22 protein-coding genes and 1 rRNA gene are annotated in these 25,640 nt (G+C 69.5%); 13 read left to right on the top strand and 10 right to left on the bottom strand.

Translation table 11 applies throughout. The annotated features are described in order from the left end of the window. The first annotated feature begins 104 nt into the window (after positions 1–104). Entirely contained in the window at positions 105–1,001 is an 897-nt protein-coding gene (locus tag GVY64_RS29945) for a nuclease-related domain-containing protein (RefSeq protein ID WP_159848768.1), read from the top strand. Between the two features lie 31 nt (positions 1,002–1,032). Here GVY64_RS29945 and GVY64_RS29940 read toward each other — a convergent pair whose 3' ends face one another. Further along, entirely contained in the window at positions 1,033–2,985 is a 1,953-nt protein-coding gene (locus tag GVY64_RS29940; protein WP_159848765.1) for an acyl-CoA dehydrogenase family protein, read from the bottom strand. Positions 2,986–3,087: 102 nt separating this feature from the next. On the opposite strand from GVY64_RS29940, the gene GVY64_RS29935 reads away from it, so the two are divergent. The 3 genes from GVY64_RS29935 to GVY64_RS29925 are packed head-to-tail and all read left to right on the top strand — an operon-like array spanning position 3,088 to position 6,304. Then, on the top strand, positions 3,088–3,741 hold the full coding sequence (locus tag GVY64_RS29935; protein ID WP_159848762.1) for a TetR/AcrR family transcriptional regulator: 654 nt from the start codon (positions 3,088–3,090) through the stop codon (positions 3,739–3,741). Continuing rightward, positions 3,741–4,673, top strand: coding sequence for an ABC transporter ATP-binding protein (locus GVY64_RS29930; RefSeq protein WP_159848759.1), 933 nt, complete (start codon positions 3,741–3,743; stop codon positions 4,671–4,673). Before GVY64_RS29935 ends, GVY64_RS29930 begins: the two co-directional genes overlap by 1 nt. Beyond that, complete coding sequence (locus GVY64_RS29925) at positions 4,670–6,304, top strand: ABC transporter permease (protein ID WP_159848756.1); 1,635 nt, start codon at positions 4,670–4,672, stop codon at positions 6,302–6,304. The genes GVY64_RS29930 and GVY64_RS29925 overlap by 4 nt, the downstream gene beginning before the upstream one ends. Before the next feature lie 144 nt (positions 6,305–6,448). Here GVY64_RS29925 and GVY64_RS29920 read toward each other — a convergent pair whose 3' ends face one another. After that, on the bottom strand, positions 6,449–7,303 hold the full coding sequence (locus GVY64_RS29920; protein ID WP_159848931.1) for an LLM class F420-dependent oxidoreductase: 855 nt from the start codon (positions 7,301–7,303) through the stop codon (positions 6,449–6,451). Between the two features lie 138 nt (positions 7,304–7,441). Between GVY64_RS29920 and GVY64_RS29915 the strand changes: the two genes are divergently transcribed. The 4 genes from GVY64_RS29915 (at position 7,442) to GVY64_RS29900 (ending at position 13,835) form a co-directional block, all read left to right on the top strand. Continuing rightward, positions 7,442–8,962: a threonine/serine exporter family protein gene (locus GVY64_RS29915; RefSeq protein ID WP_159848753.1), complete on the top strand. Its 1,521-nt coding sequence runs from the start codon at positions 7,442–7,444 to the stop codon at positions 8,960–8,962. 107 nt (positions 8,963–9,069) lie between these two features. Further along, positions 9,070–9,726 carry a biliverdin-producing heme oxygenase gene (locus GVY64_RS29910; protein ID WP_159848750.1) on the top strand — a complete coding sequence of 219 codons (657 nt, stop codon included), beginning with the start codon at positions 9,070–9,072 and terminating at the stop codon, positions 9,724–9,726. Positions 9,727–9,810: 84 nt separating this feature from the next. Further along, complete coding sequence (locus GVY64_RS29905) at positions 9,811–11,505, top strand: bifunctional metallophosphatase/5'-nucleotidase (RefSeq protein WP_159848747.1); 1,695 nt, start codon at positions 9,811–9,813, stop codon at positions 11,503–11,505. Positions 11,506–11,804: 299 nt separating this feature from the next. Further along, positions 11,805–13,835 (top strand): SDR family oxidoreductase, encoded by a 2,031-nt coding sequence (locus GVY64_RS29900; protein WP_159848744.1) that lies wholly within the window; start codon positions 11,805–11,807, stop codon positions 13,833–13,835. Positions 13,836–13,898: 63 nt separating this feature from the next. Here the strand turns inward: GVY64_RS29900 and GVY64_RS29895 are convergent, their stop codons facing one another. Together GVY64_RS29895 and GVY64_RS29890 are read right to left on the bottom strand one after the other, a co-directional pair. Further along, a complete protein-coding gene (locus GVY64_RS29895) occupies positions 13,899–14,555 on the bottom strand; it encodes a cutinase family protein (RefSeq protein ID WP_159848741.1) in 657 nt (218 codons plus the stop codon). Positions 14,556–14,701: 146 nt separating this feature from the next. Continuing rightward, on the bottom strand, positions 14,702–15,706 hold the full coding sequence (locus GVY64_RS29890; protein ID WP_159848928.1) for a zinc-binding alcohol dehydrogenase family protein: 1,005 nt from the start codon (positions 15,704–15,706) through the stop codon (positions 14,702–14,704). Positions 15,707–15,915: 209 nt separating this feature from the next. Between GVY64_RS29890 and GVY64_RS29885 the strand changes: the two genes are divergently transcribed. Together GVY64_RS29885 and GVY64_RS29880 are read left to right on the top strand one after the other, a co-directional pair. After that, entirely contained in the window at positions 15,916–16,554 is a 639-nt protein-coding gene (locus tag GVY64_RS29885) for a TetR/AcrR family transcriptional regulator (protein ID WP_159848738.1), read from the top strand. Beyond that, the gene (locus GVY64_RS29880) at positions 16,551–18,230 is read left to right on the top strand and encodes an FAD-binding dehydrogenase (RefSeq protein ID WP_201298220.1); all 1,680 of its coding nucleotides are present in this window, start codon (positions 16,551–16,553) and stop codon (positions 18,228–18,230) included. The genes GVY64_RS29885 and GVY64_RS29880 overlap by 4 nt, the downstream gene beginning before the upstream one ends. Positions 18,231–18,233: 3 nt before the next feature. On the opposite strand, the gene GVY64_RS29875 is transcribed toward GVY64_RS29880, so the two are convergent. The 3 genes from GVY64_RS29875 to GVY64_RS29865 all read right to left on the bottom strand — a co-directional run bounded on the left by GVY64_RS29875 (position 18,234) and on the right by GVY64_RS29865 (position 20,336). Next, entirely contained in the window at positions 18,234–19,037 is an 804-nt protein-coding gene (locus GVY64_RS29875; RefSeq protein WP_159848732.1) for an expansin EXLX1 family cellulose-binding protein, read from the bottom strand. A 158-nt stretch (positions 19,038–19,195) separates the two neighbouring features. Continuing rightward, on the bottom strand, positions 19,196–19,933 hold the full coding sequence (locus GVY64_RS29870; protein WP_328821023.1) for an IclR family transcriptional regulator: 738 nt from the start codon (positions 19,931–19,933) through the stop codon (positions 19,196–19,198). Between the two features lie 142 nt (positions 19,934–20,075). Beyond that, the gene (locus GVY64_RS29865) at positions 20,076–20,336 is read right to left on the bottom strand and encodes a three-helix bundle dimerization domain-containing protein (RefSeq protein ID WP_159848726.1); all 261 of its coding nucleotides are present in this window, start codon (positions 20,334–20,336) and stop codon (positions 20,076–20,078) included. 243 nt (positions 20,337–20,579) lie between these two features. Here GVY64_RS29865 and GVY64_RS29860 point away from each other — a divergent pair, with 243 nt between their 5' ends. Then, on the top strand, positions 20,580–21,056 hold the full coding sequence (locus GVY64_RS29860) for a nuclear transport factor 2 family protein (protein ID WP_159848723.1): 477 nt from the start codon (positions 20,580–20,582) through the stop codon (positions 21,054–21,056). 84 nt (positions 21,057–21,140) lie between these two features. Then, positions 21,141–22,193, top strand: a complete 1,053-nt coding sequence (locus GVY64_RS29855) for an aminotransferase class V-fold PLP-dependent enzyme (protein WP_159848720.1) — start codon at positions 21,141–21,143, stop codon at positions 22,191–22,193. 187 nt (positions 22,194–22,380) lie between these two features. Here GVY64_RS29855 and GVY64_RS29850 read toward each other — a convergent pair whose 3' ends face one another. Beyond that, complete coding sequence (locus GVY64_RS29850; RefSeq protein ID WP_159848717.1) at positions 22,381–23,457, bottom strand: NAD(P)H-dependent amine dehydrogenase family protein; 1,077 nt, start codon at positions 23,455–23,457, stop codon at positions 22,381–22,383. A 1-nt stretch (position 23,458) separates the two neighbouring features. Then, the gene (locus tag GVY64_RS29845; RefSeq protein WP_159848714.1) at positions 23,459–24,250 is read right to left on the bottom strand and encodes an SDR family oxidoreductase; all 792 of its coding nucleotides are present in this window, start codon (positions 24,248–24,250) and stop codon (positions 23,459–23,461) included. Between the two features lie 100 nt (positions 24,251–24,350). On the opposite strand from GVY64_RS29845, the gene GVY64_RS29840 reads away from it, so the two are divergent. Then, positions 24,351–25,232: a helix-turn-helix domain-containing protein gene (locus tag GVY64_RS29840; protein WP_159848711.1), complete on the top strand. Its 882-nt coding sequence runs from the start codon at positions 24,351–24,353 to the stop codon at positions 25,230–25,232. Between the two features lie 101 nt (positions 25,233–25,333). On the opposite strand, the gene rrf is transcribed toward GVY64_RS29840, so the two are convergent. Next, a 5S ribosomal RNA gene (gene rrf, locus GVY64_RS29835) occupies positions 25,334–25,450 on the bottom strand. Between the last annotated feature and the right edge of the window lie 190 nt (positions 25,451–25,640).

Below are 25,640 nucleotides of genomic sequence, written 5' to 3'. Positions count from 1 at the left end.
CGGGCCGCGTCCGACACGCCGCTGCTCGGCACGGGCGCGGCGAATCCGTTGCGGCACCTCGTATCCTGTCCACTGTCGAGTGTCGACGTGAAGGGTGGCCGCCAATGCTCGTGCGAGTCCAGAACGCCGCGGGAACGAATGCCGAGCGCACGCTGATCGATTGGCTGCGCACCTGGAAGGACTCCGCGAGTCCGCACGGCGTCGCGACGATCACCTGCAGCCTGTTCCACAAGGATCGGCTGCACCAGTTCGACGCGGTGATCTGGACGCCGACCAGCTGCGTGGTGATCGAAGCCGACGCGCTGGTCGCCCGCCAGGACGGCGTCCTCGAGGTCCCCTTGAACGGCGAGTGGACCATCAACGGCGAGCCGGTCGCCACCGAGAGCCGCGATCGTCGCACACCGCTGGACAAGTCGCGCGAACACACCTTCGCGTTGCAGGAGTGGCTGGCCGCCCGTGGTCTCGGGCAGCGCGTCGTGCACGGCGTCGCGCTGCTCGTCCCGCTGCCGGGCGCCCAGCTGCAGCTCGAACAGCGGTGGGCCGATCCGAGTTTCGACGTCGTCATCGGCGACGACCCGGGCCGGCTCCGGCACTATTTCGACGCGCTCGCCACCGAAGAGAAGTTTCTCTGGACGGCCAACGACGTCGCCGTCGCGTTCCGCGGGCTGGGCATCCTGCCCTACCTGCCCGCACCGCAGGAACTGCTCAACGAGGGCTTCCTCGGCCCGATCGACATCACCCTCTGGCACGGCGGCCCCAACCAGGCGCAGGCGGAGGCCTACGCGGAGGAACTCGCGCAGGCCGAGCGAGAGGCGCAGGCGTCCCGCTTCGCTGTCCGGGCACCGTGGTACAGCCCGTGGAAGCTGTATCCGCGGGAGTCCGGCGATCTCGACTTCGGCCGTGCCGTGATGCGCACCGTCCTGGCCATCGGCATGGTCATCGCCTTCGTATGGGTGCTGTGGTTCGTGGTCACCGCGCTCGGGACGTACGGACCCGGCTGATCGGCGACGAACGCGCGCGACGGCCCGGCCGCTACGACGCGGCCGGGATGGGCTGCTCCCGCTGGAAGACGCTCGCGTCGTCGAGCATGGCCGCGCGCAGCATCGGCACCGGCACGCCCATGGCCTCGACCAGCGTCAGCGCGTGCGGGCGCAACCGGTCGACCAGCTCGTTCACGCCGCGGCGCACGGCCTTCGCCCGATCCACCGACATGAACCGGTGCATGATGTACCACGCCTGGTTCTCCTCGATGGTGGTGTAGACGAACAGGTCGCACATCCAGTCGGCGAGCTCGCGCGCGTCCGGATCCTCGATGTCGGCGATGCCCTCGATGAACGCCTCGAGCACCAGCCGATCGATGTGCGCGGAGCCCGCGGCCAGGATGTGGTCCTGGGCGTTGTTGAACGCCTCGAACGGACCGGTCTCCTCGGCCCTGGCGCGCAGCCGGTGCGCCGCGGTGCGGACCAGGTAGTCCTCGCGGTCGGCGAACAACTGCAGCTGCACCGCCCGGCGCGACAGGTCGCCCTCGTCGATGGAGTCGTCGCCGCGGTCGCGCAGGGTCTGGATCAGCTGGCGCACGCCGGACCGCTTGCGTACGACGTCTCCGGCCATGGTCGCGGCGAAACGCACCCAGCCCAGAGCGTCCAGGTCGCGCACCTCGTCGGCGTAGGAGGTGAGCAGCTCCTTGGCGACCAACTGGGTGAGCACGACGTTGTCGCCCTCGAAGGTGGTGAACACGTCGGTGTCCGCCTTCAATGTGACCAGCCGGTTCTCGGTGAGATAACCCGCGCCGCCGCACGCCTCGCGGCATTCCTGGATCGCGCGGGTGGCGTGCGCGGTCTGCGCAACCTTCAGACCCGCCGCGCGCTTCTCCAGCGCGCGCTGCGCGCCCGCCTCCAGGTTCTGGCCGGTCTGCACCAGGTGCATCCGGCGCACCAGATCGTTCTGCGCGAACGCGAGCGCGTAGGACTTCGCCACCAACGGCAGCAGGCGGCGCTGATGGCTGCGGTAGTCCAGCAGCACGGTCTCCACACCGGTGTCCGGATTGGAGAACTGGCGGCGCTGCAGCGCGTAGCGCACCGCGATGCTCAGGGCGACGCGCGCGCCCGCGGCCGCGGCGCCGCCGACGCTGACCCGCCCGCGCACCAGGGTGCCCAGCGTGGTGAAGAACCGGCGGCTGGGGTTCTCGATCTCGGAGCTGTAGGTGCCGTCCGGTGCCACGTCGGCGTAGCGGTTGAGCAGGTTCTCCCGTGGCACCCGCACGTGATCGAAGATGATGCGCCCGTTGTCCACCCCGGGCAGGCCGCCCTTGAGGCCGTCGTCGTAGGTGGTGACGCCGGGCAGGTCGGCGCCGTTCTCGTCGCGGATCGGCACCAGCAGGCAGTGCACGCCCTTGTTCTCGCCGCGCGTGATCAGCTGCGCGAACACCGCGGCCATCCGGGCGTGCTCGGCCGCGCCACCGATGTAGTCCTTGCGCGCCGACGGGGTCGGCGAGTGCACCACGAATTCCTGGGTGTCCGGGTCGTAGGTCGCCGTGGTCTCCAGGTTCGCGACGTCGCTGCCGTGGCCGGACTCGGTCATGGCGAAGCAGCCGAGCAGATCCAGTGAGATCAAGCGCTCGATGTACTCCCGGTGCCGTTCGGTGCCGAGGTTCTCCACGGCGCCACCGAACAGTCCCCACTGCACCCCGGATTTCACCCACAGCGACAGGTCGGCGTACGCCAGCATCTCCAAGCCGACCACCGCGGCGCCCGGTTCACTGGTCCCGCCGTTCTCCCGGCGGAAGCCGCGCTCGGCGAAACCCATCGTGGAGATCGCCTTCATCTGCTCGAGCACCCGCGCCCGAGCGGCCTTGTAGTCCTGATAGGGATCGGCGGTGAACTCGTCCCCTGCCAGCAGCGTCCGGGCTTCCTCCCGGACGGCCGCCCAAGGTCCGTCGAGTGCCGCGCGTAGATGGTCCGCCGTCGTCGCCGTGCCGCTAGTCATGTCTCGACGATAGCCCGGTGCACCGGCGGCAAACCGTGACGCACGACAAGTCCGCCACAGCTCTTGCTCGACCGTTGAACGACTGTTTAATATACTGAACATGTGTTTAACCAACAGCCCGTTCCGCAAGGATCCGCCGACGATCTGACCACCGCGGCCCGCATCCGCGATACCGCGATCGAGGTGTTCGGCGAACACGGATTCCAAGTGGGAGTCCGCAAGATCGCCGCCGCCGCCGGCGTCTCCCCCGGGTTGGTCAACCATCACTTCGGTTCCAAGGACGGCCTGCGCGCCGCCTGCGACGACCGGGTCCTGCAGTTGATCCGCGACGAGAAGGTCAAGGCGATCACCGCATCGTCGGTGAAGGCGGGCATGCTCGACGCCCTCGCCGAGGTCGAGTCGTACGCCCCGCTGGTCGCCTACATGGTGCGCAGCCTGCAGGCGGGCGGACCGATGGCGGAATCATTGTTCGATCACCTGGCCGCCGATGCCGAGGGCTATCTCGAGAAGGCGGTGGAGGCGGGCAGGATCAAGCCGAGCCGTGATCCGGCGGCTCGCGCCCGCTATCTGATGATGCTGAACGTCGGCGCGACCATGCTGTACATGCAGATGCGCCAGCACCGCGACAAGAAGATCGACTATCGCAAAGCGATTCGCGAGCTCACCGAAGAATTGACCCCACCGGCCCTGGAGTTCTACACCCAAGGGCTGCTCACCGATCCCACGATCTTGGACACATTCACCAAGGAGAAGTGATGTCCGACATCATCGAAGTCCGCGACCTGCGTAAGACTTTCGGTCACGTCAGCGCGCTGGACGGCCTCGACCTCACCGTCGCCGAGGGCGAGATCCACGGCTTCCTCGGCCCCAACGGAGCGGGCAAGTCCACCACCATCCGGGTCCTTCTGGGGATCCTGCGCGCCACCGGCGGGCAGGCCCGGCTGTTCGGCCGCGACCCGTGGGCCGACGCCGTCGCCCTGCACCGCGAATTAGCTTATGTCCCAGGCGATGTCACGTTGTGGCCGTCGCTGTCGGGCGGCGAGACCATCGATCTGCTGTCCCGGATGCGGGGCGGCCTCGACGAGCGACGGCGCGACGAGCTGATCGAGCGCTTCGACCTCGACCCGCGCAAGAAGGCGCGCACCTACTCCAAGGGCAACCGCCAGAAGGTCGCGCTGGTCGCGGCGCTGGCGTCGGACGCGCGGCTGCTGCTGCTCGACGAGCCGACGTCGGGCCTGGACCCGCTGATGGAGCAGGTCTTCCGGGAGTGCGTGCACGAGGCGCAAGAGCGCGGCGCGACCGTCCTGCTGTCCAGTCACATCCTGTCGGAGGTCGAGGCGCTCTGCGATCGGGTGACCATCATCCGCGCCGGGCGGACGGTGGAGAGCGGGTCGCTGGCGGACCTGCGCCACCTGTCGCGCACCTCGATCACGGCCGAATTGACCGGTGACGCAGGCGATCTGAGCCGCATACCGGGCGTGGAGGACATCGAGCTCGACGATCACACGCTGCGCTGCCAGGTCGACAACGAACACTTGGGCGAGCTGATCCGGGTACTCGGCGACGCCGGCGTGCGCAGCCTGACCAGCACCCCGCCGACGCTCGAGGAGCTGTTCCTGCGGCACTATCACGTCGACGGTCACGACGCCGCGTCCTCCGCGGACACCGGGGAGAAGGTGCGAGCATGACCACCGCCATCGCCGGCCGCACCGCGGCGGCGCCGGTCTTCGCCGTATCCGGCGACTTCGCGGGCACCGGGCGATTGCTGCGGCTGTATCTGCGGCGCGACCGGATCGTGCTGCCGCTGTGGACGCTGTTCATCGGCCTGATGCCCGCGTTACAGGTCGTCAGCATCAAGGATCTGTACGACAACCAAGCGTCCTTGGACAGCTTCGCGCGCACGACGGCCGACAGCCCGGCGCTGATCGCCATGTACGGTCCGGTGTTCAGTTCGGCGCTCGGTTCGATCGGCACCTGGAAAGCCGGCGCCATGTACACCATGATCGCCATCGCCACGGTGCTCACGGTGATCCGGCACACCCGGGTCGAGGAGGAGACCGGACGCGCGGAACTGGTGGGCGCCACCAGCATCGGGCGTTTCGCCGGTCTCACCGCCACCCTGATCATGACCTATGCGGGGGCGTCGGTCGCCGGGGCCGTGTGCGCCTTGTCGCTCTATGGCACCGACCTCCCCCTCGCGGGATCGATTGCCTTCGGCTCCGCCCTCGCCGCGTCGGGCCTCGTCTGGGCGGCCGTCGCGGCGGTCGCCGCGCAAGTCAGCGCAGGCGCGCGGGTGGCGCGCGGCGTGGCGTTCGGCACCCTCGGCGCGGCCTTCGCCCTGCGCGCGGTCGGCGACGCCGGAAACGGCGTGCTGTCCTGGTTCTCGCCGATCGGATGGTCGCTCCAGATCCGCCCGTACGCCGAGGAACGCTGGTGGGTGTTGCTGCCCTTCGCCGCGCTCGCGGTGGGAGCGACCGCGCTGGCGTACGCGTTGCTCGGTAACCGCGACATCGGTTCGGGACTCATCGCCGAGCGTCCCGGGCCGCCCACCGCGGCGGGCTCGCTGTCCGGCCCGGTCGGGTTGGCCTGGCGGTTACAGCGCGGCACCCTGCTGGCCTGGACGGTCGGCTTCGCCCTGTACGGCCTGCTGATCGGCGGCGCGGTGAACAGCGTCGGCGACATGCTCGACGGCAGCGCGTCCATCCGGGACATGGTCACCCGGATGGGCGGCTCGCAGCAGTTGCAGCAGTCGTTCATCACCTACGCGATCACGATGCTGGCCGCTGCCGCGTCGGCCTACTCGATCTCCGCCGCACTGCGGCTGCACGACGAGGAGACCAGCGCCCGGGTCGAAGCCACGCTGTCCGGCGCCGTCGGCCGCGTCCGCTACGCGCTCAGCCACATCGGTTTCGCGCTGCTCGGCCCCGCCGCGGCACTGCTGGTCTCCGGTGGGGCGATCGGCATCGTGTACGGCGCCACCGGCGGCGACTTCGGCTCGCGACTCGGCCAGTCGCTCGCCGCCGCCGCCGTCCAGGTGCCCGCGGTCTGGGTCGTCACCGGCATCGCGGTCGCCCTCTACGGCGTCGCACCGCGGTTCGCCCCCGTCGCCTGGGGCGTGCTCAGCGCCATGGTGGTGATCTTCTTCGTCGGTTCGCTGGACGGGCTGCCGCAAGGGTTGGTCGATCTGGTGCCGTTCGTGCACCCGCCGAAGGTGCCCGGCGCCGAATTCCAGGCACAGCCCCTGGTGTGGTTGCTCGCGATCGCCGCACTGCTGCTCGCCGTCGGTGTCACCGCCTTCCGCAGACGCGACCTGCGCTGACCCCGCGCCCTCCGTGGCCCGCGCGAATTCACTTCGCGCGGGCCACTTTTCGTTCACAGGGCAGTTCGGTCCGGTGGTTGCAGACCTTCCGCGCGCCCGCTGATCATCCGATTCGTCGCCGCACCCGATGGCGCGCCGGACGGGTCAGCCGCTGTGCTCGATTCCGAGCTTCCCGGCAAGGCGCGCGAGGTAGGCCCGCACGTCCTCGGTGGGACGATCGGGCAGTCCGAAGACCGCTTCGGTGACACCGGCTGCTGCCCAGCGCGCCAGCTGTGCCGCGTCGTGGCGACCGGCGAGCGCGACGACCTCGGGGCTGTCCGCACGCCCGTGCTCGCGCCAGATCCGGCGCAGCAGCTCGATTTTCTCGTCGAGGCCGTCCTCGGTCGGCGTGGTGATCCATCCGTCGGCGTGCTTCGCCAGCCAGGTGAAGTTCTTCTCGGTGCCCGCCGCGCCGAGCAGCACCGGGATGCGTTTCTGCACCGGCTTCGGCCACGACCAGCTGGCGCCGAAGGTGACGAACTCGCCGTCGAAACGGGCTTCCTCTTCGGTCCACAGCACCCGCATGGCCTCCAGATGCTCGCGCAGCACCGTCCTGCGCTTGCCCGCGGGCACGCCGTGGTGGGCGAGTTCGTCGGTGTTCCAGCCGAATCCGACACCGAGGCTCACCCGGCCGCCGGACAAGTGGTCGAGCGAGGCGATGGTCTTGGCCAAGGTGATCGGATGGTGTTCGGCGGGCAGCGCCACCGCGGTGGACAACCCGATGCGCTCGGTCACGGACGCCGCGGTGCCGAGCGCGACCCACGGGTCGAGCGTCCGCAGATACCGGTCGTCGGGCAGGCTCGCATCACCGGTGCGCGGGTGCGCCGCGGCCCTGACCACCGGGATGTGGGTGTGCTCGGGCACGTGGAACGTGTCGAAACCGGCACGTTCGGCGGCCAGCGCCGCATCCGCGGGGGTGATGCCCCGATCGCTGGTGAACAACACGATTCCGTACCGCACCGCACGCGCTCCCATCGCCGAAATTAGAACAAGTTCTACCACGATTCGTCCGTGCCACCAAGGGTGCGGGCGTAGCCGGCACGCTCGTCGCGACCCGCGCGGATGCCGAGCAGTCATCGGATGACTAGGTTCGCGTCCATGAGTCCTGACGCACCTTCCGTACGAGATGTCACCACCGCGCGGGTGGACCACCTCGGCTGGCGTCGCGGGCTTCGCCTGCGGCGCGCCCGGCCCATTCCCGTCGTCACCCAGGCCGTCGGCCTGCTCGTGGCGGACCGGCAGGCGACCGCGGACACCATCGTCACCGCGCCGACGCCGTTGCAGCCGATCGACCTCACCGACGACGCCAGGGTCGCCGAAGTCCTCGAGCTCGCGGTGCGCGTCGGCGAGGTGGTGCTCGCCTCCGGCACCGGCGTGGTGGACACCACCACGACGGTGCGCTTCATCGCCGCCACCTACGGGCTGTCCCGCTGCAGCATCGACGTCACCTACGACGCCATTCGCATCTGGGCCGACCGCGGGCCCGCGCTGCCCCCGGCCAGCACCATGCGGATCGTGCACTACCGCGCCCTGGACTTCACCCGGCTCGCCGCCGTGGACCGGCTGACCCGCCGGATCCGCAACGAGGTGGTTCCGCCGGACCAGGCCCGCGCCGCACTGGACGCGATCACCTCGGCGCCGCACCCGTATCACCGGTGGACCGCCACCGCCGCGTGGTCGCTGATGGCGGCGGCGATCGCCGCGCTGCTGGGCGCGGGCGTTCTCGTGGCCGCGGTCAGTTTCGCGACCACCGCGGCGATCGACCGCACCAATCGCGTTCTCAACCGGTACGGGCTGCCGTTCTTCTTCCAGCACATGGTCGGCGGCGCCATCGCGGCGATCCCGGCCATCGTGCTGGCGAGCCTGGCCGCGCGCCTGCGGATCGATGCCGACCCCACGCTGATCATCGCGGCGGGAATCACCGTGTTGCTCAGCGGCTTGCAACTGGTCGGCTCGGTGCAGGACGCGATCACCGGCGCCCCCATCACCGCCACGGCCCGCATGCTCGAGGTGATGATGATGACCGGCGGCATCATCGCGGGCATCGCGCTCACCCTGCGCATCGCCGACCTCCTCGACGCCACGGTGCCGCCGGTCTATCTGACCTCCGCCCGCGACATCACCGACCTGCCGGTGAAGATCCTGGCCGGTGCGGTGGCGGCGCTGGCGTTCGCACTCGCCTGCTACGCCGAACGCCGGGCTCTGGCCGCCGCCGCGGGCAGCGGCGCCGCGGGCATCATCTGCTTCCTCCTCGTCCAGGAGGCGGGTTTCGGCCCGGTGATCTCCTCCGGCGCCGCGGCGACGCTGGTCGGCCTGGCCGGTGGCCTCATGGCCCGCCGCGCGCTGACTCCCCCACTGGTCGTCGCCGTCGCGGGCATCACCCCGCTGCTGCCGGGGCTGAAGGTCTACCGCGGGCTCTACGCCCTGCTCAACGACGAACTGCTGATCGGAGGCAACCAGTTGCTGTCGGCCTTCGGCATCGGCTGCGCGCTGGCGGCCGGAGTGACCCTCGGCGAGTGGTGCGACCGCACCGTGCGCAGGCCGCGGATCCTGCGCCGGTTCGGTTCCCTGCGCCGCCCGATCGTCCGGCGTCGCCGCCGATCGTCGCCCGCCCACTGAGCCGCGAGGCGCATGCGCGCCGCACGGCCGCCCGGTAACCTCTTATCGAACTGGTCAGGGCGCCGCGCTCCGGTGGCGGCCCCGGTGTGAGGTGAGGTGGTTCTGACATGTCGGAAGCAGTGCCGTTCTCGACGCAGATCCGCAGCGCCACCGCGCAACAGCATGCGGAGGCGGAGAACTCCCGCTTCATGAGCGAGATGCTCGGCGGATCCCTCGGCGTCGACTCCTATCACCGCTACACCGGTCAGCTGTGGTTCATCTACCGGGCGCTCGAACAGCGCTGGGGAACGCTGTCCGGCGACCCGGTCGCCGGGCCGTTCATCCGGCCCGAGCTCGCCCGCACCGCCGAACTCGAGCGCGATCTCGCGCATCTGCTCGGTCCGGACTGGCGCGCCGGCCTGGAACCGCTGCCCGCCACCGCGGCCTACGCCGAACGCATCGACGAGTGCGCGCGCGACTGGCCGGCCGGGTACATCGCCCACCACTACACCCGCTACCTCGGTGACCTCTCCGGCGGACAGGTCATCCGCGGCACCGCCGAGAAGCTATGGAATCTGCCGCATCGCGGCGACGGCGTCCGCTTCTACGTCTTCGACGGCGTCGGCAACCCCGCCGCCTTCAAGCGGGAATACCGCGGCCTGCTCGATCGGCTGCCGCTCGACGATCTGGAGCGCCGCCGTGTGCTCGACGAAGGCAAGCGCGCCTTCGCGATGAACACCGCGGTCTTCGAGGAACTGGCCGAGGAATTCCGCGCCGCGCAATAGCCGGATCGATCACCACGCTTCGCCTGCGGCACGCGATATTTCGACCGTCATGCGCGAACGCCGCGGACATGGGACAGTCGTGGTATGAGAGCGCGCCGTCGCATCGCCGTGGTTCTTGCCGGTCTCGTCGGTGTCGGTCTGGTGGGGGGTTGCGGCACGACGTCCGATCCCGACTCCTCGACCGCGGACCGGATCGTGCCCTTGGTCTCGACCGACGACCTGCGTCCGGCGCAACCGGACGAGGTACACCTGTTCGGCTTCAACGATCTGCACGGAAACCTGCAACCGCCGGGCGGGTCCAACGGCAAGATCGCGAAATACGACGCGGGTGGAGCCGCGTACCTGGCCACTCATCTGGCGCGGCTGAAAGCCGCCTATCCGTCCAGCGCCGTGCTCGCGGCGGGGGACGACATCGGGGCCAGCCCGTTGATCTCCAGCCTCTTCCATGACGAGCCGACGATCACCTTCCTGAACCATGTCGGAGTCGCCGCATCCGCGGTCGGCAATCACGAGTTCGACGACGGCGTACTGGAATTGGCCCGGCTGCAGCAGGGCGGGTGCGCGTACGACGGATGCTCGCCCGGCGCCCCGTTCACCGGCGCGAGGTTCCCCTATCTGGCGGCCAACGTCACCGACGCGCAGGGCAACCCGCCGCCCGCGCTGCGCCCGTGGGCAGTGCTGGAGGTGGGCGGGCACCGGATCGGCGTGGTCGGCACGGTCACGCCCGACACCGCGAATATCGTCTTGCCCGAAGGCATCCGGGGTTATCTCTTCGGCGACGAAGCCGCCGCGATCAACCGCTATGTGCCGGAACTGAAAGCGGCCGGCGCGGAGGCGATCGTGGCGCTGGTGCACGACGGCGGCTCCCAGCGGCCCGAGCGGCACGCGCCGGTGGACTACAACGGATGCGCGAACATCACGCCGAACGTGACGGGGCTGGCCGAGCGGATCGACCCCGCCGTCCGGGCGGTGTTCACCGCGCACAGCCATCAGCCCTACGTGTGCACCATCGCGGGCAAGGTGGTCACCCAGGCGTCCTCGTACGGACGGCTCGTCACCGACGTCACGCTGCGTTTCGGCGGTGACGGCGTGCAGGCGTCCGCGGTCAATCGCGTCGTGACCCGCGAGGTGACGCCGGACGGCCCGACGACCGCGCTGATCGACTTCTACACCGAGCAATCGCGGCCGCGCGCGGGCCGTGTCGTCGGTGCGACCGCGAACGCCCTGCCGCATGACCCGGGTCCGGCGGGCACCTCACCGCTGGGAGACGTGATCGCCGATTCCATGCTGTCGGTCACCGCGGGCCCGGCCGCCGCCGTCGCCGCCTTCATGAACCCCGGCGGCGTACGCGCCGATCTGAAACAGGGGCCGATCACCTATGGCGACCTGTTCACCGTTCAACCGTTCGGCAACCAGGTCGTCACGCTCACCCTGACCGGCAGCCAGATCCTGCGCCTGCTGGAACAGCAGTGGACCGCCACCGCGGGCAAACCGACGATCCTGTCACCGGCGGGCATCGGCTACGCCTACTCCGACACCGCCCCGACAGGCGCGAAGGTGATCGCCGACAGCGTTCGCATCGCAGGTCAGCCGCTCGATCCGGTCGCCACGTATCGAGTGACGACCAACAACTTCCTGGCTTCGGGAGGCGACGGATTCACCGTCTTCACCGAGGGCGCCGATACCGCGGTGGGGCCGACCGACCTGGACGCCTTCGAGACGTTCTTGCGCGACAAGCCCCCGCTGCAAGCGCCGCCCGCCCGGGTCGAGAAGAAGTAGCCGGACCGGACGCTGCCAGGTTGCTGGACACTCGACCAGAACGCGGGTAACTGGAAATCTTTGTAACACATACCGTTTGACCTGCACAGACGGTGACCAGCCCCACAGGCCGAACGGGTCATGATCGCTTGCCGGGCCCGTACGAGGTCGGTTACTGTTCAGTAATAAGTCAGGACGAAGGTGTTCCTACTTTCGGCCCGACGTCTGTCGCTGGGGGCCGAATCACGCTGTCCGCATCCATTGCCGCATGCCGGATGACTTGTGCGACAACAGGTTCGAGTGAACAGCAGGAGTATGCGATGGCCACTTACATCGTGACGGGCGGAACCGGATTCTTGGGCAGGCGGGTCGTGCAGGATCTGCTGGATCGCGACGCCGACGCGATCGTCCACGTGCTGGTGCGGGAGACGTCGCTGGCGAAATTCACCGACATCGCGGCGGGCTGGCGCGGCGCCGAACGGGTGTTCGCGCTGATCGGCGATCTCACCGCGGAGGGCCTCGGGCTGGCGTGCGAGGCGCCGCAGGCCGACCACATCGTCCATCTGGGCGCCGTCTACGACATGACGGCCGACGAGGACACCGCGCACGCGGCGAACGTCAGCGGCACCCGCTCGGTGCTGGCCTTGGCCCGCGAGGTCGGCGCGGTGCTGCACCACGTCTCCTCTGTGGCGGTGGCGGGCGACCACAAAGGCAAGTTCTTCGAGGAGGACTTCGACCTCGGGCAGCGGCTGACCTCGCCGTATCACCGCACCAAGTTCGCCGCCGAGAAGCTCGTCCGCGAGTCGCGCGGCGTGCGCTGGCGGGTGTATCGGCCCGCGATCATCGTGGGCGATTCCCGCACCGGCGAGATGGACAAGGTCGACGGGCCTTACTACTTCTTCGGTGCGATCGCGAAGCTCGCCGCGCTGCCGTCCGATCTGCCCTTGCCGCTGCCCGATCTCGGCGCGACGAATATCGTTCCGGTCGACTATGTTTCGGCCGCCATGGTGGAACTGATCCGTCGGCCCGGCCTGAACGGACGCACCTTCCACCTGGTCAACCCGCAGCCGCAGCCGTTCGGCGAGGTGTACCGCGCGCTCGCCGCCGCGGCGGGCGCACCGACCGGCGTGGGCACCGTGCCCGGCAGCGGGCTCGCGCTCAGCGGCCTCGCGCAGCTGCCCGGTGTCACGTCCGTGCGCGATTTCCTGCTCGAACAGGTGGGCATCCCGGCCGAGGTCGCCCCGCACACCTCGTTCTCCGCGGAGTTCATCAGCGACTCCACCCGCGCCCAGCTGCGCGGCACCGGCCTGACCGTGCCGTCGTTCGACAGCTACGCCGAGCGGCTGTGGCAGTACTGGCGCGACCACCTCGACCCGCAGCGCGGACGCGTGTCCGTCACCGGCGATCCGCTCGCCGGCCGGGTCGTGCTGATCACCGGAGCGTCCTCCGGGATCGGGCTGGCCACCGCGCACGCCGTCGCCCGGCGCGGCGCCACGGTTCTGATGGTGGCCCGCGGTCACGACGACCTGGCGGCCGCCGCCGAAGCAGTGCGCGCGGAAGGCGGTGTCGCGCACACCTATCCGTGCGACATCACCGATTCCGAAGCGGTCGAGAAGCTCGTGCAGTGCGTCCTCGACGACCACGGCCGCGTCGACTACCTGGTGAACAACGCCGGCCGTTCGATCCGCCGCTCGGTGCTCAACTCCACCGATCGCATGCACGATTTCGAGCGCACCATGGCGGTGAACTACTTCGGCGCCGTGCGCCTCATCCTCGGATTGCTGCCGTCGATGCGGGCGCGCCGCTTCGGGCACGTGGTCAACATCTCCTCGATCGCGGTGCAGACGAAGGTGCCCAGGTTCGCGGCGTATGTGGCCAGCAAGTCGGCGCTGGACAACTTCAGCGAGATCGCGGCGGTGGAGAACCGGGATGCCGGAATCACCTTCACCTCGGTGCGGATGCCGCTGGTGCGGACCCCGATGATCGCCCCGACCGACCTGTACCGCTCGCTTCCGGTGCCGGATCCGGAGCAGGCCGCCGCGATCGTGGTGCGCGCGCTCGAGGACCGGCCGCATCGCATCGACACGCCGGTCGGCACCTTCGCCCAGGCGGTGGAGTTGCTGATGCCGTCGGTGAAGCGTCAGATCATGCACCAGGGCTTCCGGTTGTTCGGGGAGTCGCAGGCGGCGCGGGGTGACTCGGACCGTCGTCCGGCCGATTCGTCGCCCGCCCCGGCTCCGGCAGCGGGCGGCGGCCCGTTGTCCGCCCTGGCCCCGGTGATCATGCCGCTCATGGCGCTGCCCACGCCCGCGGCGCGCCTCGCCCGGGTCGTCCCCGGCTTGCAGTGGTAGCTACGCACGACCAGGGGTGGGCCGAGCTGTCGGCCCACCCCTGGGGTCCCCGGTCTCGCGACCTCACACCCGGTTCACCGTGAATTCCACCGCGGGCCACATGGCCCACCGGTAGTCCGTGTGCGCGGCCGGCCGGATGCCCGCCTCGCAGACGGGATCGCCGCTCGCACAGTAGTTTCCGGTTCGCCAGGCGTATTGGTCCGGCACGCTCCAGCCGATCAGCCGGATCGGGTCACCGAACAACAGCACCGCGGCCACCCGGGAGGACAGATCCGGGGGCAAGGTGTGCATGCCACCGAGCGAGGTCACGATGCCGGTGCCGAGCACCCCGTGCGTCACGATGGCTCCCTGCGAGAAGCCGACCAGGATGAACCGCTGGTCCGGGCACCTCGCCGCTTGCCACAGCACATGCGCGGTCATGTCCTGGGTGCCGCGGCTGATCGAGGACGGATCGAGCAGATCGGCCGGATAGTCCACCCGATAGGCCTGCGAATCGACCGGAAGCGCCTGCCACAGCGCGTCGTACAGCGGATCGCCCACCACCGAACCCAGATACCCGGGTTCATGGGTGCCTCTGGCGACGACGACGTCGACTGCCGCACAGGACGTCGCCCATGCGTTCAACCCCGTCGCCGCCCCGAATCCCGCGACGAGCAGTAGCACGGCGAATGCCCTTACTACACGCCACTTTTCGAAGTGAATTACCTTCCGGTTGGCCATCGTACTCACCTACTCACGCCGTTGTGAGACAGCCGAGCGACACTTGTCAGTGACAATTCTCGGCTATATCCGCGAAGGTAAGAACGGCTCCGAGGACCGTCAAGCAACTCCACCCGACCGATACGGACTCAGCGCCGAATCGTGTTCTAAGGCAGCAGAACCGCCGCACCGGCAAATCGTCCGTGCGCCAGATCCGCCAGCGCTCGATCGGCCATGTCCAGGGAATACCCGTGCGTGGTCAGATGTATCCGGTGTTCCCCTGCGAAAGCCAGGAATTCGCGGGCGTCCGCGCGGGTATTGGCGGTCACCGAGCGAATCTCCCGCTCCTGGAACAGGTGCCGCTGGTAGTTCAACGCGGGAATGTCGCTCAGATGGATACCGGCGAGCGCCAGGATTCCGCCGCGATCGAGTGCCGCCAGGGCGGGCGGCACGAGGTCACCGACCGGCGCGAACAGAATCGCCGAATCCAGCAGTACCGGAGGGGGATCCGCCGCGCCCTGCACCGAGGCGGCTCCGAGCGCGGTCGCGAGTTCGCGCGCCGCCGGGTCCCGGGTCATCACGTGGACTTCCGCTCCGCGGGCGGCGGCTACCTGGGCGGCGATGTGGGCGCTGCCGCCGAAGCCGTAGATTCCCAGCCGCCCGCCCGACGGCACGGAAGCCCGCAGCAGCGCCCGGTACCCGATGATGCCCGCGCACAGCAGCGGAGCGGTGTCGGCATCGGTGTAACCGGCGGGCAGGCGCAGCGCGTATGCCGCTGGGACGCAGGCGAATTCGGCATAGCCGCCGTCGGCGTCCCAGCCGGTGTAGGCGGAGTACGGGCAGAGGTTCTCCGCTCCGCGCAGGCAGAACTTGCACTGCCCGCAGGTGTGCCGGAGCCAGGCGACGCCCACCCGGTCCCCTACGCCGAAACCTGCCACCTCCGCACCCTGGCCGATCGCGACGACCTCGCCGACGACCTCGTGCCCCGGCACCACCCCGGTGCGACGCACCGGAAGGTCGCCTTCGGCCACGTGCAAGTCGGTCCGGCACACCCCGCACGCGAGGACGCGCACGGTCAACTCGCCCGGAGCGGGCTCCGGGACCGGCGCGCGCTCCGGGTCCAGCGGACCGCCATCGATCGGGCCCGGCCTGCGCACCCGCCAGCACCGCATCGAACTACCACCGCCGCGGATCTCGCTCATCGTCGGATCACCTCGCACCGATCGGATCGACACGCATCGGGCATCCCGATCGCGTCGGGTGTGCCGGGATCACCCTACTCGGCGAATTCGGCCACACCGCGCACCGCGTTCTGATACGTTTCTGTATCGAGTACATTTCTGTATCCGAAATGGTCGAGGCCACATCGAGGAGGCGCCCCATGGCATACGATGCCGCGCAGGCCGCGCCCGTCCGGGTCACCCGCCGTCGCGCCGAGACGAGGAACCGGTTGCTGACCGCCGCCTACGAGGCGTTCGCCGAAGAAGGCTTCGGGCGCGCCACCGTGGAGCGGGTGTGCGAGCGCGCCGGATTCACCCGCGGGGCGTTCTACTCGAACTTCAGCTCACTGGACGAGCTGTTCCTGGCCATGTGGGAGCAGCGTTCGACGGCGATGCTCACCCAGGCGAGCGCCATCCTCGACGAGATCGCGGCCGACGGCGCCGATGACGTGCGCAGCGCGGTCCGGCGACTGGAACGGGCGGTCCCGGTCGACGAGGGCTGGTACCGGATCACCGCCGAATTCACCGCACACGCGCTGCGCACCCCCGCGCTGCGCCGGGTGATGGCCGCCCGCGAGGAGGCCATCGTCGCGGCGCTCATGCCCACCATCGTCGCGGCGCTCGCGCGCGGCGGCCGCACCGTGCCGGACCCGGAGGCGTTCGGCCAAGCACTCATCGCCGTCCACGACGGCACCAGCGTGCAGGTCCTCATGGAGCCGGACAGCCACGCCGTGCGCGAGCGCCGCACCGAACTCTTCCACCACGTCGTGCTGGCCTACAGCACCGCAACCGAAGGATGAACATGTCCCACAGCAGCCCCGAGGCGGACGTCCTCGTCGTCGGCGCCGGGCTGGCCGGCCTGGTCGCCACGCACGAACTGGTCAAGGCCGGCCGCACCGTGCACGTACTGGACCAGGAGAACCGCAACAATTTGGGCGGCCAGGCGTTCTGGTCGCTGGGCGGCCTCTTCTTCGTCGACAGCCCGGAGCAGCGACGCCTGGGCATCAAGGACTCCTACGATCTGGCCCTGCAGGACTGGCTCGGCTCCGCCGGGTTCGACCGCGACGACGAGGACAAATGGGCCCGGCAGTGGGCGCAGGCGTATGTGCGGTTCGCGGCCACCGAGAAGCGCGAGTACCTGCGCGAGCTCGGCTTGCGGGTGACGCCGCTGGTCGGATGGGCCGAGCGCGGCGGCGACCGCGCCGACGGACACGGCAACTCGGTGCCGCGCTTCCACCTCACCTGGGGCACCGGCCCGGAGGTGGTCCGGGTCTTCGCCGAGCCGGTTCTCGAGGCCGAACGGCGCGGATCGGTCCGTTTCGGGTTCCGCCACCGGGTGGACGAACTGATCGTGGAGGACGACGCGGTGGTCGGCGTGCGCGGCGTCGTGCTCGAGGAGACCGACCTCGACCGCGGACGCGCCTCGTCGCGGACCGTCGTCGGCGAGTTCGAGTATCGCGCCGAAGCCGTGATCGTGGCTTCCGGCGGCATCGGCCACAACCACGACCTGATCCGGCGCAATTGGCCGACGGAGCGGCTCGGTCCGTGCCCGCAGACCATGATCTCCGGCGTGCCCGCGCACGTCGACGGCCGGATGCTCGCCATCACCGAGGCCGCGGGCGGCGCCATCGTCAACCGGGACCGCATGTGGCACTACACCGAGGGCATCGTCAACTGGGATCCGATCTGGCCCGACCATGCCATCCGGATCATCCCCGGGCCGTCCTCGATGTGGTTCGACGCGAACGGAAAACGCCTGCCCGCGCCGTGTTTCCCCGGATTCGACACCAACACGACGATGAAGGAGATCCTGAAGACCGGCTACGACTACTCCTGGTTCGTGCTCACGCAGTCGATCATCGAGAAGGAGTTCGCGCTGTCGGGCTCCGAGCAGAACCCGGACATCACCGGCAAGGACCTCAAACTCACCCTGAAAAGCCGCGTCGCCAAGGGCGCGCCGGGGCCGGTCGAGGCGTTCAAACAGCACGGTGTCGATTTCGTGGTGGCGGATACGCTGCGGGAACTCGTCGCGGGCATGAACAAGATCGCGCGCGGGCCCGAGCTGGACTACGACGATCTGGAACGCCAGATCGTCGCGCGCGACCGGGAACTCGCGAACAAGTACAGCAAGGACAGCCAGCTGATGGCGATCGACAACGCGCGCCGGTATTTCGGCGACAAGGCGGGCCGGGTCGCCAAACCGCACCGGATCCTCGACCCGGACGCGGGCCCGCTCATCGCCGTGCGGCTCAACATCCTCACCCGTAAGACCCTGGGCGGCTTGCAGACCGACCTCAACTCCCAAGTGATCCGGCCGGACGGCACGCCGTTCCCGGGCTTGTACGCCGCGGGTGAGGTCGCCGGTTTCGGTGGCGGCGGTGTGCACGGATACAACGCGCTGGAGGGCACCTTCCTCGGCGGGTGCATCTTCTCCGGCCGGGCGGCCGGGCGGGCGCTGGCCGCGAAACGGGCCTGATCGCTATCGGCGGCAACCCGACGCGACGGTGGCGGGCTCCGTCGCAGTGGCGAGCGACGGCGTCGACGTGAACGACGGCGCGCCGGAGTAGAGCCGGGTACCCGCCGCGTACCGGCCCGGCTCTACCAGCACCCGGGTGATCTCGGCCTCGTTGCCGAAGACATCGGTCACGCGCGCGGTGAACGGGCCCCGCCCCGCGCCGGAGAGCGTCCAATAGTTGTCGGCCCGCCGGGTGAGCGGTCGCCACGGCCCGCCCTCCGCGGGACGAACAGCCGCTTCGCGCAACGGATTGCCCGTGCCGCCGAACAGGACGCCGAGCCAGGACGCGGACGAATCCGGCTTCACCTCGTAGGTCAGCTCCTGCGCCGGCTGCGGGTCGCGGACCAGGCGGTAATCGACCCGCGCCACTCCGTCGTGCGGATCGGCGATCCGCTCGAATGCTGCCGCGCTGAGAGCCAGTTGTCCCGGAGCGCAGGCCGGGCAGTGGTCGACCACCAGCGCCCGGACCGTCCCGCGAGCACCCGTGATGTCCAGATACGCACCGCAGAGGTCGGCGCGGCCGTAGTCGGGAGTGGACAGCCCCGCATAGTAGCCATCCATCGCCAACTCGCGGAAGGAACACGACACCTGGGCGCCGAACACGAAATAACGCGCCTGGGCCGACGTGGCCGGCCCGATCGGTGCGAAAGTCACCACGGAGACGGGTAATCGGGACGGCGCGGGCGCCTCGGGCGGCGGGTTCGCCGCACCACAGGTCGGCGCGGACGGCCGCACCAGCCACACGACCACCGCGACGGTGGCCAGCACGCCTGCCGCAAACCATAGCCATTCGGAACGGAATGGCCGCTCTCGGATCGGTACCCGGTGCATCGCTTCCCCGACTCCGGCTTGCCGACTGTCCATCCTGACCTCATCAGGAAAGCAGCCCGGCCGCTCGCGCGCAGCGCGAACGGAAATTCTTCACGTCAACGCCTACGCGCGTGCCGAGGGAAGAGGTTTCGTCCCGCCTCCTGAGCGACCTCGGCCAGCGCGCGGGCCAGCCGCGCGGTGTCCGGCACCACACGATCGGCACCGGCCCGGCCCGACAGCGACACCGCGGCGACCGCCGCGCCGCGTCCGCGGATCGGCACGGCCACGCACGCGAGGCCTGCCACGGACTCCTCGTTGTCGACGGCGACACCCTGGCGATTACGGATGCGGCCGAGTTCGCGATGCAATTCCGCCCGGTCGGCGAGAGTGCGTGGGGTGAACTGCGGCAGGCGATCCCGGAAGGACGCCTCCACGACGCTCGGGTCCAACGTCGCCAGCAGCGCCTTGCCGAGCGCCGTGCTGTGCGCGGGCATCCGGCCGCCGAGCCGGGTGGGCACGCTCGCGGCGACCCGGCCGCCCACCTTGTCCAGATACAGCACGTCGCGCCCGTCCAGCACGCCCAGGTGGCCGACCATCCCGGTCTGCTGGCACACGTCGTGCAGGAGTGGGCTCACCGCGTCCCGGATCTCGTTGTGGTCGGCGGCGAGCCCGCCCAACTCCAGCGTGCGCAGGCCGAGCCGGTAGCCGCCGGGGGCGTGCGCGAGCCAGCGCAGCCGGATCAGCTGGTCGAGGATGCGGTGCACGGTGGAGCGCGGCAGCCCGGTGCGCTCGGACAGTTCGACGAGGGTGAGCGCCGGCGTCGCGCCGTCGAACGCCTCCAGGATCAGTGTCATCCGCTCGATCATGGACACGGGGGGCCGACCCGGCCGTGCTGCCTGTCCGGATCCGGTGGATAACTCTCCCGGCTCGGGTTCGGTCATCACCTCGACCGCCAATTCCAACCTCCACGCGTGCTCGCGTAGAGCTTAAAGGCCGCTAGGCGGGCCCGTGCGCGGAATCCGCGAGGCTCAACAGCCACTCGCGGGTGTACCGCTCGGCCAGCAGTGGCAAGAAGTTCGCGATGGTGGCGTTGTCGGCGACATGGTCGTACGACGAGTGCAGATGGTCCTCGATCGCGGCTTCGCTTGCCACGCCGTCGAATTCGTTCTCCAAGCGCTGCGCCGCCGCTTTCAGGGCGAGGTCCTGGTCCAGTACTGTTTCCTGATTCGGCTCGTGGGTGGCGGGACGGTCGGTCATCGCAGATTCCCCTGGTCGTGACGAGATCGGTACCTGGGCGCCGTCGTGGCCGCACGTCGGCATCCGTCCTCCGGGTACCCGGTCGAGCCGGTTCGACACCCGCGGACGGCCCCGGCCGGACAGCCGCGTCTGCTCGCCATCCCGGATGCCGCGCTCCGTCCGCTCGACGCCGCGGAACAGCCGACCGGGCCAGAAGTAGAACACGTTCTTGTCTGTCGCCTCCGCGCGTGCCAGGCTCTACAAATGGATCTCGACGCCATCGAAGCCGTCCGCCAGCTCAAGTACCGCTACTTCCGGACGCTCGACCTCAAAGAGTGGGACGATTTCGCCGACACCCTCGCCGTCGACGCGCGGGGACGCTACGGCACCCACGCCATGGGCGAGCCGCTGCACCTGGACGGCCGCGACGCCATCACCGCGTTCATGCGGGAGAATCTCGGTCCCACGCTCGTCACGGTTCACATCGCCAACCACCCCGAGATACGCGTCGAGGGCGACACGGCCACGGGGTCGTGGGCCTTCGAGGACACCGTGATCGCGACCCAATACGGGGTGCTGATTCGCGGAGCCGGGTATTACACCGACAGCTACCGCCGTGACGTCGACGGCAAGTGGCGGATCGCCTCCACCGAGTACCGCCGCATCTACGAGTCCATGCAGTCGCTGGCGGACACCCCCAGCTTCAAACTGCTGTCCAACATGTGGACACCGGAGACGTGATCGGCTCGCGCCGGGCCCGAAATCGGTCCACTATCGGCCCGGTGGCGCTGGACGATCCGGCGCGGGCCGGCGGATGCTGCGTCCATGCCCTCCCTAGCGCCTGACGAATTCACGCCCGAAACCACCTACCTGAACACCGCCTCCTTCGGCCTGCCGTCCGCCCGGGCCATGGCCGCGGTGCGCGCCGCGAGCGCGAGCTGGGCGTCCGGCCGCCGTGCGCCGACAACCGAGGTGGATCGGCTGGCCCCGGCCCTCCGGGCCGGATTCGCCCGCCTGCTCGACGGCGCGACGGCCGACGACATCGCGCTCGGCAGCGGTGTCGCGGGCCTGATCGCCCCCGTGGCCAACGCATTGCCGTCCGGCGCGGAGGTCTTGCTGCCGGAAGGCGAATTCGCCTCGGTCTCCATGCCTTTCGTCTACCGGGACGACCTCGTCGTGCGCTTCGTCCCCTTGCCGGAGCTGGCCGCGCAGGTGCGCCCGCAGACCGCGCTGGTAGCGGTGAGCGTGGTCCAATCCGCGGACGGCCGTGTCACCGATCTGGCCGAACTGCGCGCGGTCACCCGGGCCAACGGCGCACAGCTGCTCGTGGACGCCACCCAGGCCGCGGGCTGGCTGCCCCTGCGCTTCGCCGACGCGGACTACTGGGTCTGCGCCAGCTTCAAATGGCTCATCGGCGCGCGCAGTGTCGCGTTCCTCGCCACGCCGCGCGAGTTCGTCCCACGGCTGCGTCCGATCGGATCCAGCTGGTACGCCGCCGAGGACCGCTGGGCGGAGCTGTACCACCCCACCGCGCTGCCCACCACGGCCCGCCGCTTCGACACGACACCCGATTGGCTCGGCGTCGTGGCCGCGCTGGAAGGACTGTCGCTGATCGAGGAATTGACGGTCGACAAGATCGGCGCGCACGACGTCGAACTCGCCGACCGATTCCGCGACGGACTGCGCGAACTGGGTTTCGAGCCGGTCACGGCGCGTTCCCCGATCGTCTCCGTCCCGGGCGCGGCGGACCTGGCACCCCGCCTCGAGCAGGCCGAGGTGATCGCCTCGGCGCGCGGCGGCGGTCTGCGCTTCGCCTTCCACCTCTACAACAGCACCGAGGACGTCGAACGGGCGCTATCGGCGCTGCGGGCCGGATAGCCTGTCCACGGCTCGTGGCCGCGCGCCGGCCGGGATCGGGCCGGAACGTGACGACCACCGGAAAGCCGAGTACGCACGTCAGCGCCGCAAGCCGGCTCCTCTTACCACGCGTGGGCCGCACGATCGTCGGGACGTGTATCCACACGAATCGGTCGCCGGTTACCCACGCCGTCGGGTCGCGGTCGGTTCACCGACCGGTCCGTTGCGCGGGTGCGGTGATCAGCGGTAGATCGAGCGCGGTGAGGATTCCAGGGGGAGCGGCGACCACCGCGGGGACCGCGTTGACGATGCGCATGCCGGTCGCCAGCAGGGTCGCGTGGTTGTGGTCTCCGTTGCGGCTCGAGGTCACCAAGTCCATCGCGTAGCTGGGCTCGCCGGTGATCTCCACCCGGTAGGACCCTTCGGGGTGCGCGGGCTGCGGCCATTCCGGGCACAGGTCCTGGCGCAACCGCGTCACGTGCTCGAGCACCGTGACCGGCACGTCGCCGACCATGCCGCGTACTTCGAAACGCAATGCCGCCGCGGTTCCCTCGGCGATGTGCCCGGTCGCGATGTCGAACGACTCCGGCGCCGGGACCCGCTCGTAGGTCTCGGTGACCGCATCCAGGGTGACCCCGATCCCCGCCGCGAGCTGACGGACCGTGCCACCCCAGGCGAGCGAGAGCACCCCGGGCTGCAACAGCATGGGGATCTCGTCGAGGGGCTTGCCGAAGCCCATGATGTCGAACATGACCTCCCGGTTGTCGTAGCTGGCATAGTCCACGATCTCCAGGCAGCGCACTTCGTCGATGCGCAGACAAGTCCCCGCGAGGGCGAGCGGCAGCAGATCGTTGGCGAAACCCGGGTCGATGCCGTTCACCCACAGCGACGAATTCCCTTGCGCGGCCGCCTCCTGCACCGGCTTCAGCAGCTCGTCGGGCAGCACGCCGTAGGGGTACTGGAAGAACACCGGCGCGCAGGCGACGACATTGATGCCGGCGGCCAGGATGCGCTGGAGGTCCTGCACGGCCTCGAAGAGCCGGTTATCGGTCATCGAGCAATAGACGACGCAGTCCGGACGCGCCGCTAGCAATGCGTCGGCGTCGGTCGTCGCGGTGACGCCGACCGGATGATCGAGTCCTGCGAGGGTCCCCGCGTCCTTTCCGTCTTTGGCCGGGCCCGAGACCCACAGGCCGGTCAGTTCCAATTCGGGATGGGCGATGACGCCGGCCAAGGCATGCCTGCCCACATTGCCGGTGCCCCAGTGCACTACGCGATATGTCATGTCACAGATCCGGGATCGGGAGGTCGAGGTTCGGGAAGATCAAGCCGCCGTCGGGCTCGAGAATCTTGCCGGTGAGGTATTTGCCCGCGGGCGACACCAGGTATAGCGCGGCCGCGGCGATGTCCTCGGGTTCTCCGATGCGGTGCAGCGGTGTCTTCGACTCCAATTCGGCACGCATGGCGTCATTTCCGGCGACGATCTCCAAGGCGGAGGTCAGGATGGAGCCGGGCGCGATGGCGTTCACCCGGATACGCGGATTCAGGTCGAGAGCGGCGAGCTTGGTGTAGTGGGCCAGCGCCGCCTTCGCGGTGCCGTATGCCGCGAACGCACGCCCCGGCAGCCGCCCCATCGTGGACGTGATGTTCAGGATCGAACCGCCACCGGCCGTTTCCAGCATGCGCGGCACCGCGGCCCGCACGAGCGCGTGCGCGTTGGTGACATTGAAGTCGAACGCCTCCCGCAGCGCCTGCGGCGTCGTGTCCAGCAACGGGCACGGCAGCGCTCCACCGACGTTGTTGACCACGATGTCGAGTCGTCCGAAGCGGTCGACCGCCGCCGCGGCCAGCGCCGCCGTCGCCTCGGCATCGCTCAGGTCGGCAGGCACCACGTGCGCCTGGCGTCCGGCGGCCGCGACGCGCTCGGCGACCTCATCGAGCTGACTCTTGGTCCGTGCGGCGATCACGACGTCCGCGCCCGCCTCCGCGAACGCGACGGCGATGGCCGCGCCGAGGCCGCGCCCCGCGCCGGTGACTATTGCGACCTGATCGTCTATCCGGAACCGATCCAGAATCATTCGCGCTCCCTACCCGTCGACCGTCGAATATTCGACGGTGTCTGATGTAATATTCGTCATCGTAAGTCGCTCACCCGAGCTGGGACAAGGGGTTGCCGCCATGCCGGACCGATCCGCGTCGCCGCCCACGCGACGCGTCGTCGACATCGTGTCGCTGCTGGCGACGTCAGGAGAACCGATCAGCGTCGCCGGCATCGCCGAGCGGCTCGGCATCGCCCGCGCGACCGCGACCGCCATCCTCGCCGAACTGGACGAGGCGGGGTGGGTCGTCCGCGATTCGGCTCGTGGCTACGGCATCGGGCCCGCGCTCGCCGGGCTGCACGGCGCCGCGCTTCCCCAGGGGGTGGGCGATCTGCTCGTCGGCCTGGCCGCGCGGACCGGGTACGGCGCCACCTTCAGCCGCATCGAACCGGATCGGCTCACCGTGCTCGACGTCCGGCACGGCGTCGACCGCGTTGTGCCCGGAATCCCGGTAGGGCATCGCATTCCGCTCCAGTTCCCGGCCGGTGCGAGCGTGATGCCGTGGCGTTCCGCGCAGGAACAGAACACCTGGCTGGGTACTGCCACCGACGCGGATCAGCGTATGGCCGCTGCGCTGCTGGCACTGGTGCGGGAACGGGGGGTCGCGGTCTTCCGGCCCCGGGCCGACGACGCGGGCATGGTCGATCTGCTCGCCGATCTGCTCGGCGCGGTCGGATCCGAACTCCTGAGACCGCATCTGCGTACGCGCGCACTTCGCCAGCTCGCCGCGCTCACGTCCCGGCCGTTCACCCGGGCGGAGCTGGATTCGGACGAGATCTTGCCGCTGAGTTATCTGGCGGCGCCGGTTTTCGACGCGAGCGGCACCGCGGCCTACGAAGTGCAGCTGGGACCGTTGCGCGCCGCGACGACGCGCGTGGAACGCGAGGAATTCGTCGATGCGACGCGTAGTGCGGCGCGGGAATTGACGGCCGCGCTCACCGCAGGCCGGCACGGAAAGTAATTGTCCGGATGAATGGCGGAAGCGATCGACGATGAGCGTCGAATGGCCCCGCAAACGGCGAAAGGCCCTCGACGGTGTCGAGGGCCTTTCGGGAAAGGATGTTCCGGCGGTGTCCTACTCTCCCACACCCTGTCGAGTGCAGTACCATCGGCGCTGGCAGGCTTAGCTTCCGGGTTCGGAATGGGACCGGGCGTTTCCCCACCGCTATGGCCGCCGTAACTCTATGAAACTGTCCACCACACCCCGAACCCTGTTCACCACACCCACCGACCCCGCAATGACCGGGATCGAATGTGGGTGACACGGTGAATCGTGTCGCGGGGTGTCTGTGTGTTGTTTCAGATACCGCACAGTGGACGCGTAGCAACCTTTGTTGGTAAGTCCTCGGCCGATTAGTACCGGTCACCT

Origin of the sequence: Nocardia sp. CY41, from assembly GCF_009829325.1 — a bacterium.
GTDB lineage: Bacteria > Actinomycetota > Actinomycetes > Mycobacteriales > Mycobacteriaceae > Nocardia.
The sequence above is the reverse complement of the archived record's forward strand: the minus strand, read 5'-3'. Positions and strand labels throughout refer to the sequence as shown.

Bases quoted from the DNA above. Each gene is read 5' to 3' on its own strand.
- GVY64_RS29850 (WP_159848717.1), bottom strand. From the start codon at position 23,457: ATGACATATCGCGTAGTGCACTGGGGCACCGGCAATGTGGGCAGGCAT.
- GVY64_RS29855 (WP_159848720.1), top strand. From the start codon at position 21,141: ATGCCCTCCCTAGCGCCTGACGAATTCACGCCCGAAACCACCTACCTG.
- GVY64_RS29900 (WP_159848744.1), top strand. From the start codon at position 11,805: ATGGCCACTTACATCGTGACGGGCGGAACCGGATTCTTGGGCAGGCGG.
- GVY64_RS29885 (WP_159848738.1), top strand. From the start codon at position 15,916: ATGGCATACGATGCCGCGCAGGCCGCGCCCGTCCGGGTCACCCGCCGT.
- GVY64_RS29840 (WP_159848711.1), top strand. From the start codon at position 24,351: ATGCCGGACCGATCCGCGTCGCCGCCCACGCGACGCGTCGTCGACATC.
- GVY64_RS29890 (WP_159848928.1), bottom strand. From the start codon at position 15,706: ATGCGGTGCTGGCGGGTGCGCAGGCCGGGCCCGATCGATGGCGGTCCG.
- GVY64_RS29915 (WP_159848753.1), top strand. From the start codon at position 7,442: ATGAGTCCTGACGCACCTTCCGTACGAGATGTCACCACCGCGCGGGTG.
- GVY64_RS29905 (WP_159848747.1), top strand. From the start codon at position 9,811: ATGAGAGCGCGCCGTCGCATCGCCGTGGTTCTTGCCGGTCTCGTCGGT.
- GVY64_RS29865 (WP_159848726.1), bottom strand. From the start codon at position 20,336: ATGACCGACCGTCCCGCCACCCACGAGCCGAATCAGGAAACAGTACTG.
- GVY64_RS29940 (WP_159848765.1), bottom strand. From the start codon at position 2,985: ATGACTAGCGGCACGGCGACGACGGCGGACCATCTACGCGCGGCACTC.
- GVY64_RS29925 (WP_159848756.1), top strand. From the start codon at position 4,670: ATGACCACCGCCATCGCCGGCCGCACCGCGGCGGCGCCGGTCTTCGCC.
- GVY64_RS29880 (WP_201298220.1), top strand. From the start codon at position 16,551: ATGAACATGTCCCACAGCAGCCCCGAGGCGGACGTCCTCGTCGTCGGC.
- GVY64_RS29860 (WP_159848723.1), top strand. From the start codon at position 20,580: ATGGATCTCGACGCCATCGAAGCCGTCCGCCAGCTCAAGTACCGCTAC.
- GVY64_RS29930 (WP_159848759.1), top strand. From the start codon at position 3,741: ATGTCCGACATCATCGAAGTCCGCGACCTGCGTAAGACTTTCGGTCAC.
- GVY64_RS29895 (WP_159848741.1), bottom strand. From the start codon at position 14,555: ATGGCCAACCGGAAGGTAATTCACTTCGAAAAGTGGCGTGTAGTAAGG.
- GVY64_RS29945 (WP_159848768.1), top strand. From the start codon at position 105: ATGCTCGTGCGAGTCCAGAACGCCGCGGGAACGAATGCCGAGCGCACG.
- GVY64_RS29870 (WP_328821023.1), bottom strand. From the start codon at position 19,933: ATGACACTGATCCTGGAGGCGTTCGACGGCGCGACGCCGGCGCTCACC.
- GVY64_RS29910 (WP_159848750.1), top strand. From the start codon at position 9,070: ATGTCGGAAGCAGTGCCGTTCTCGACGCAGATCCGCAGCGCCACCGCG.
- GVY64_RS29845 (WP_159848714.1), bottom strand. From the start codon at position 24,250: ATGATTCTGGATCGGTTCCGGATAGACGATCAGGTCGCAATAGTCACC.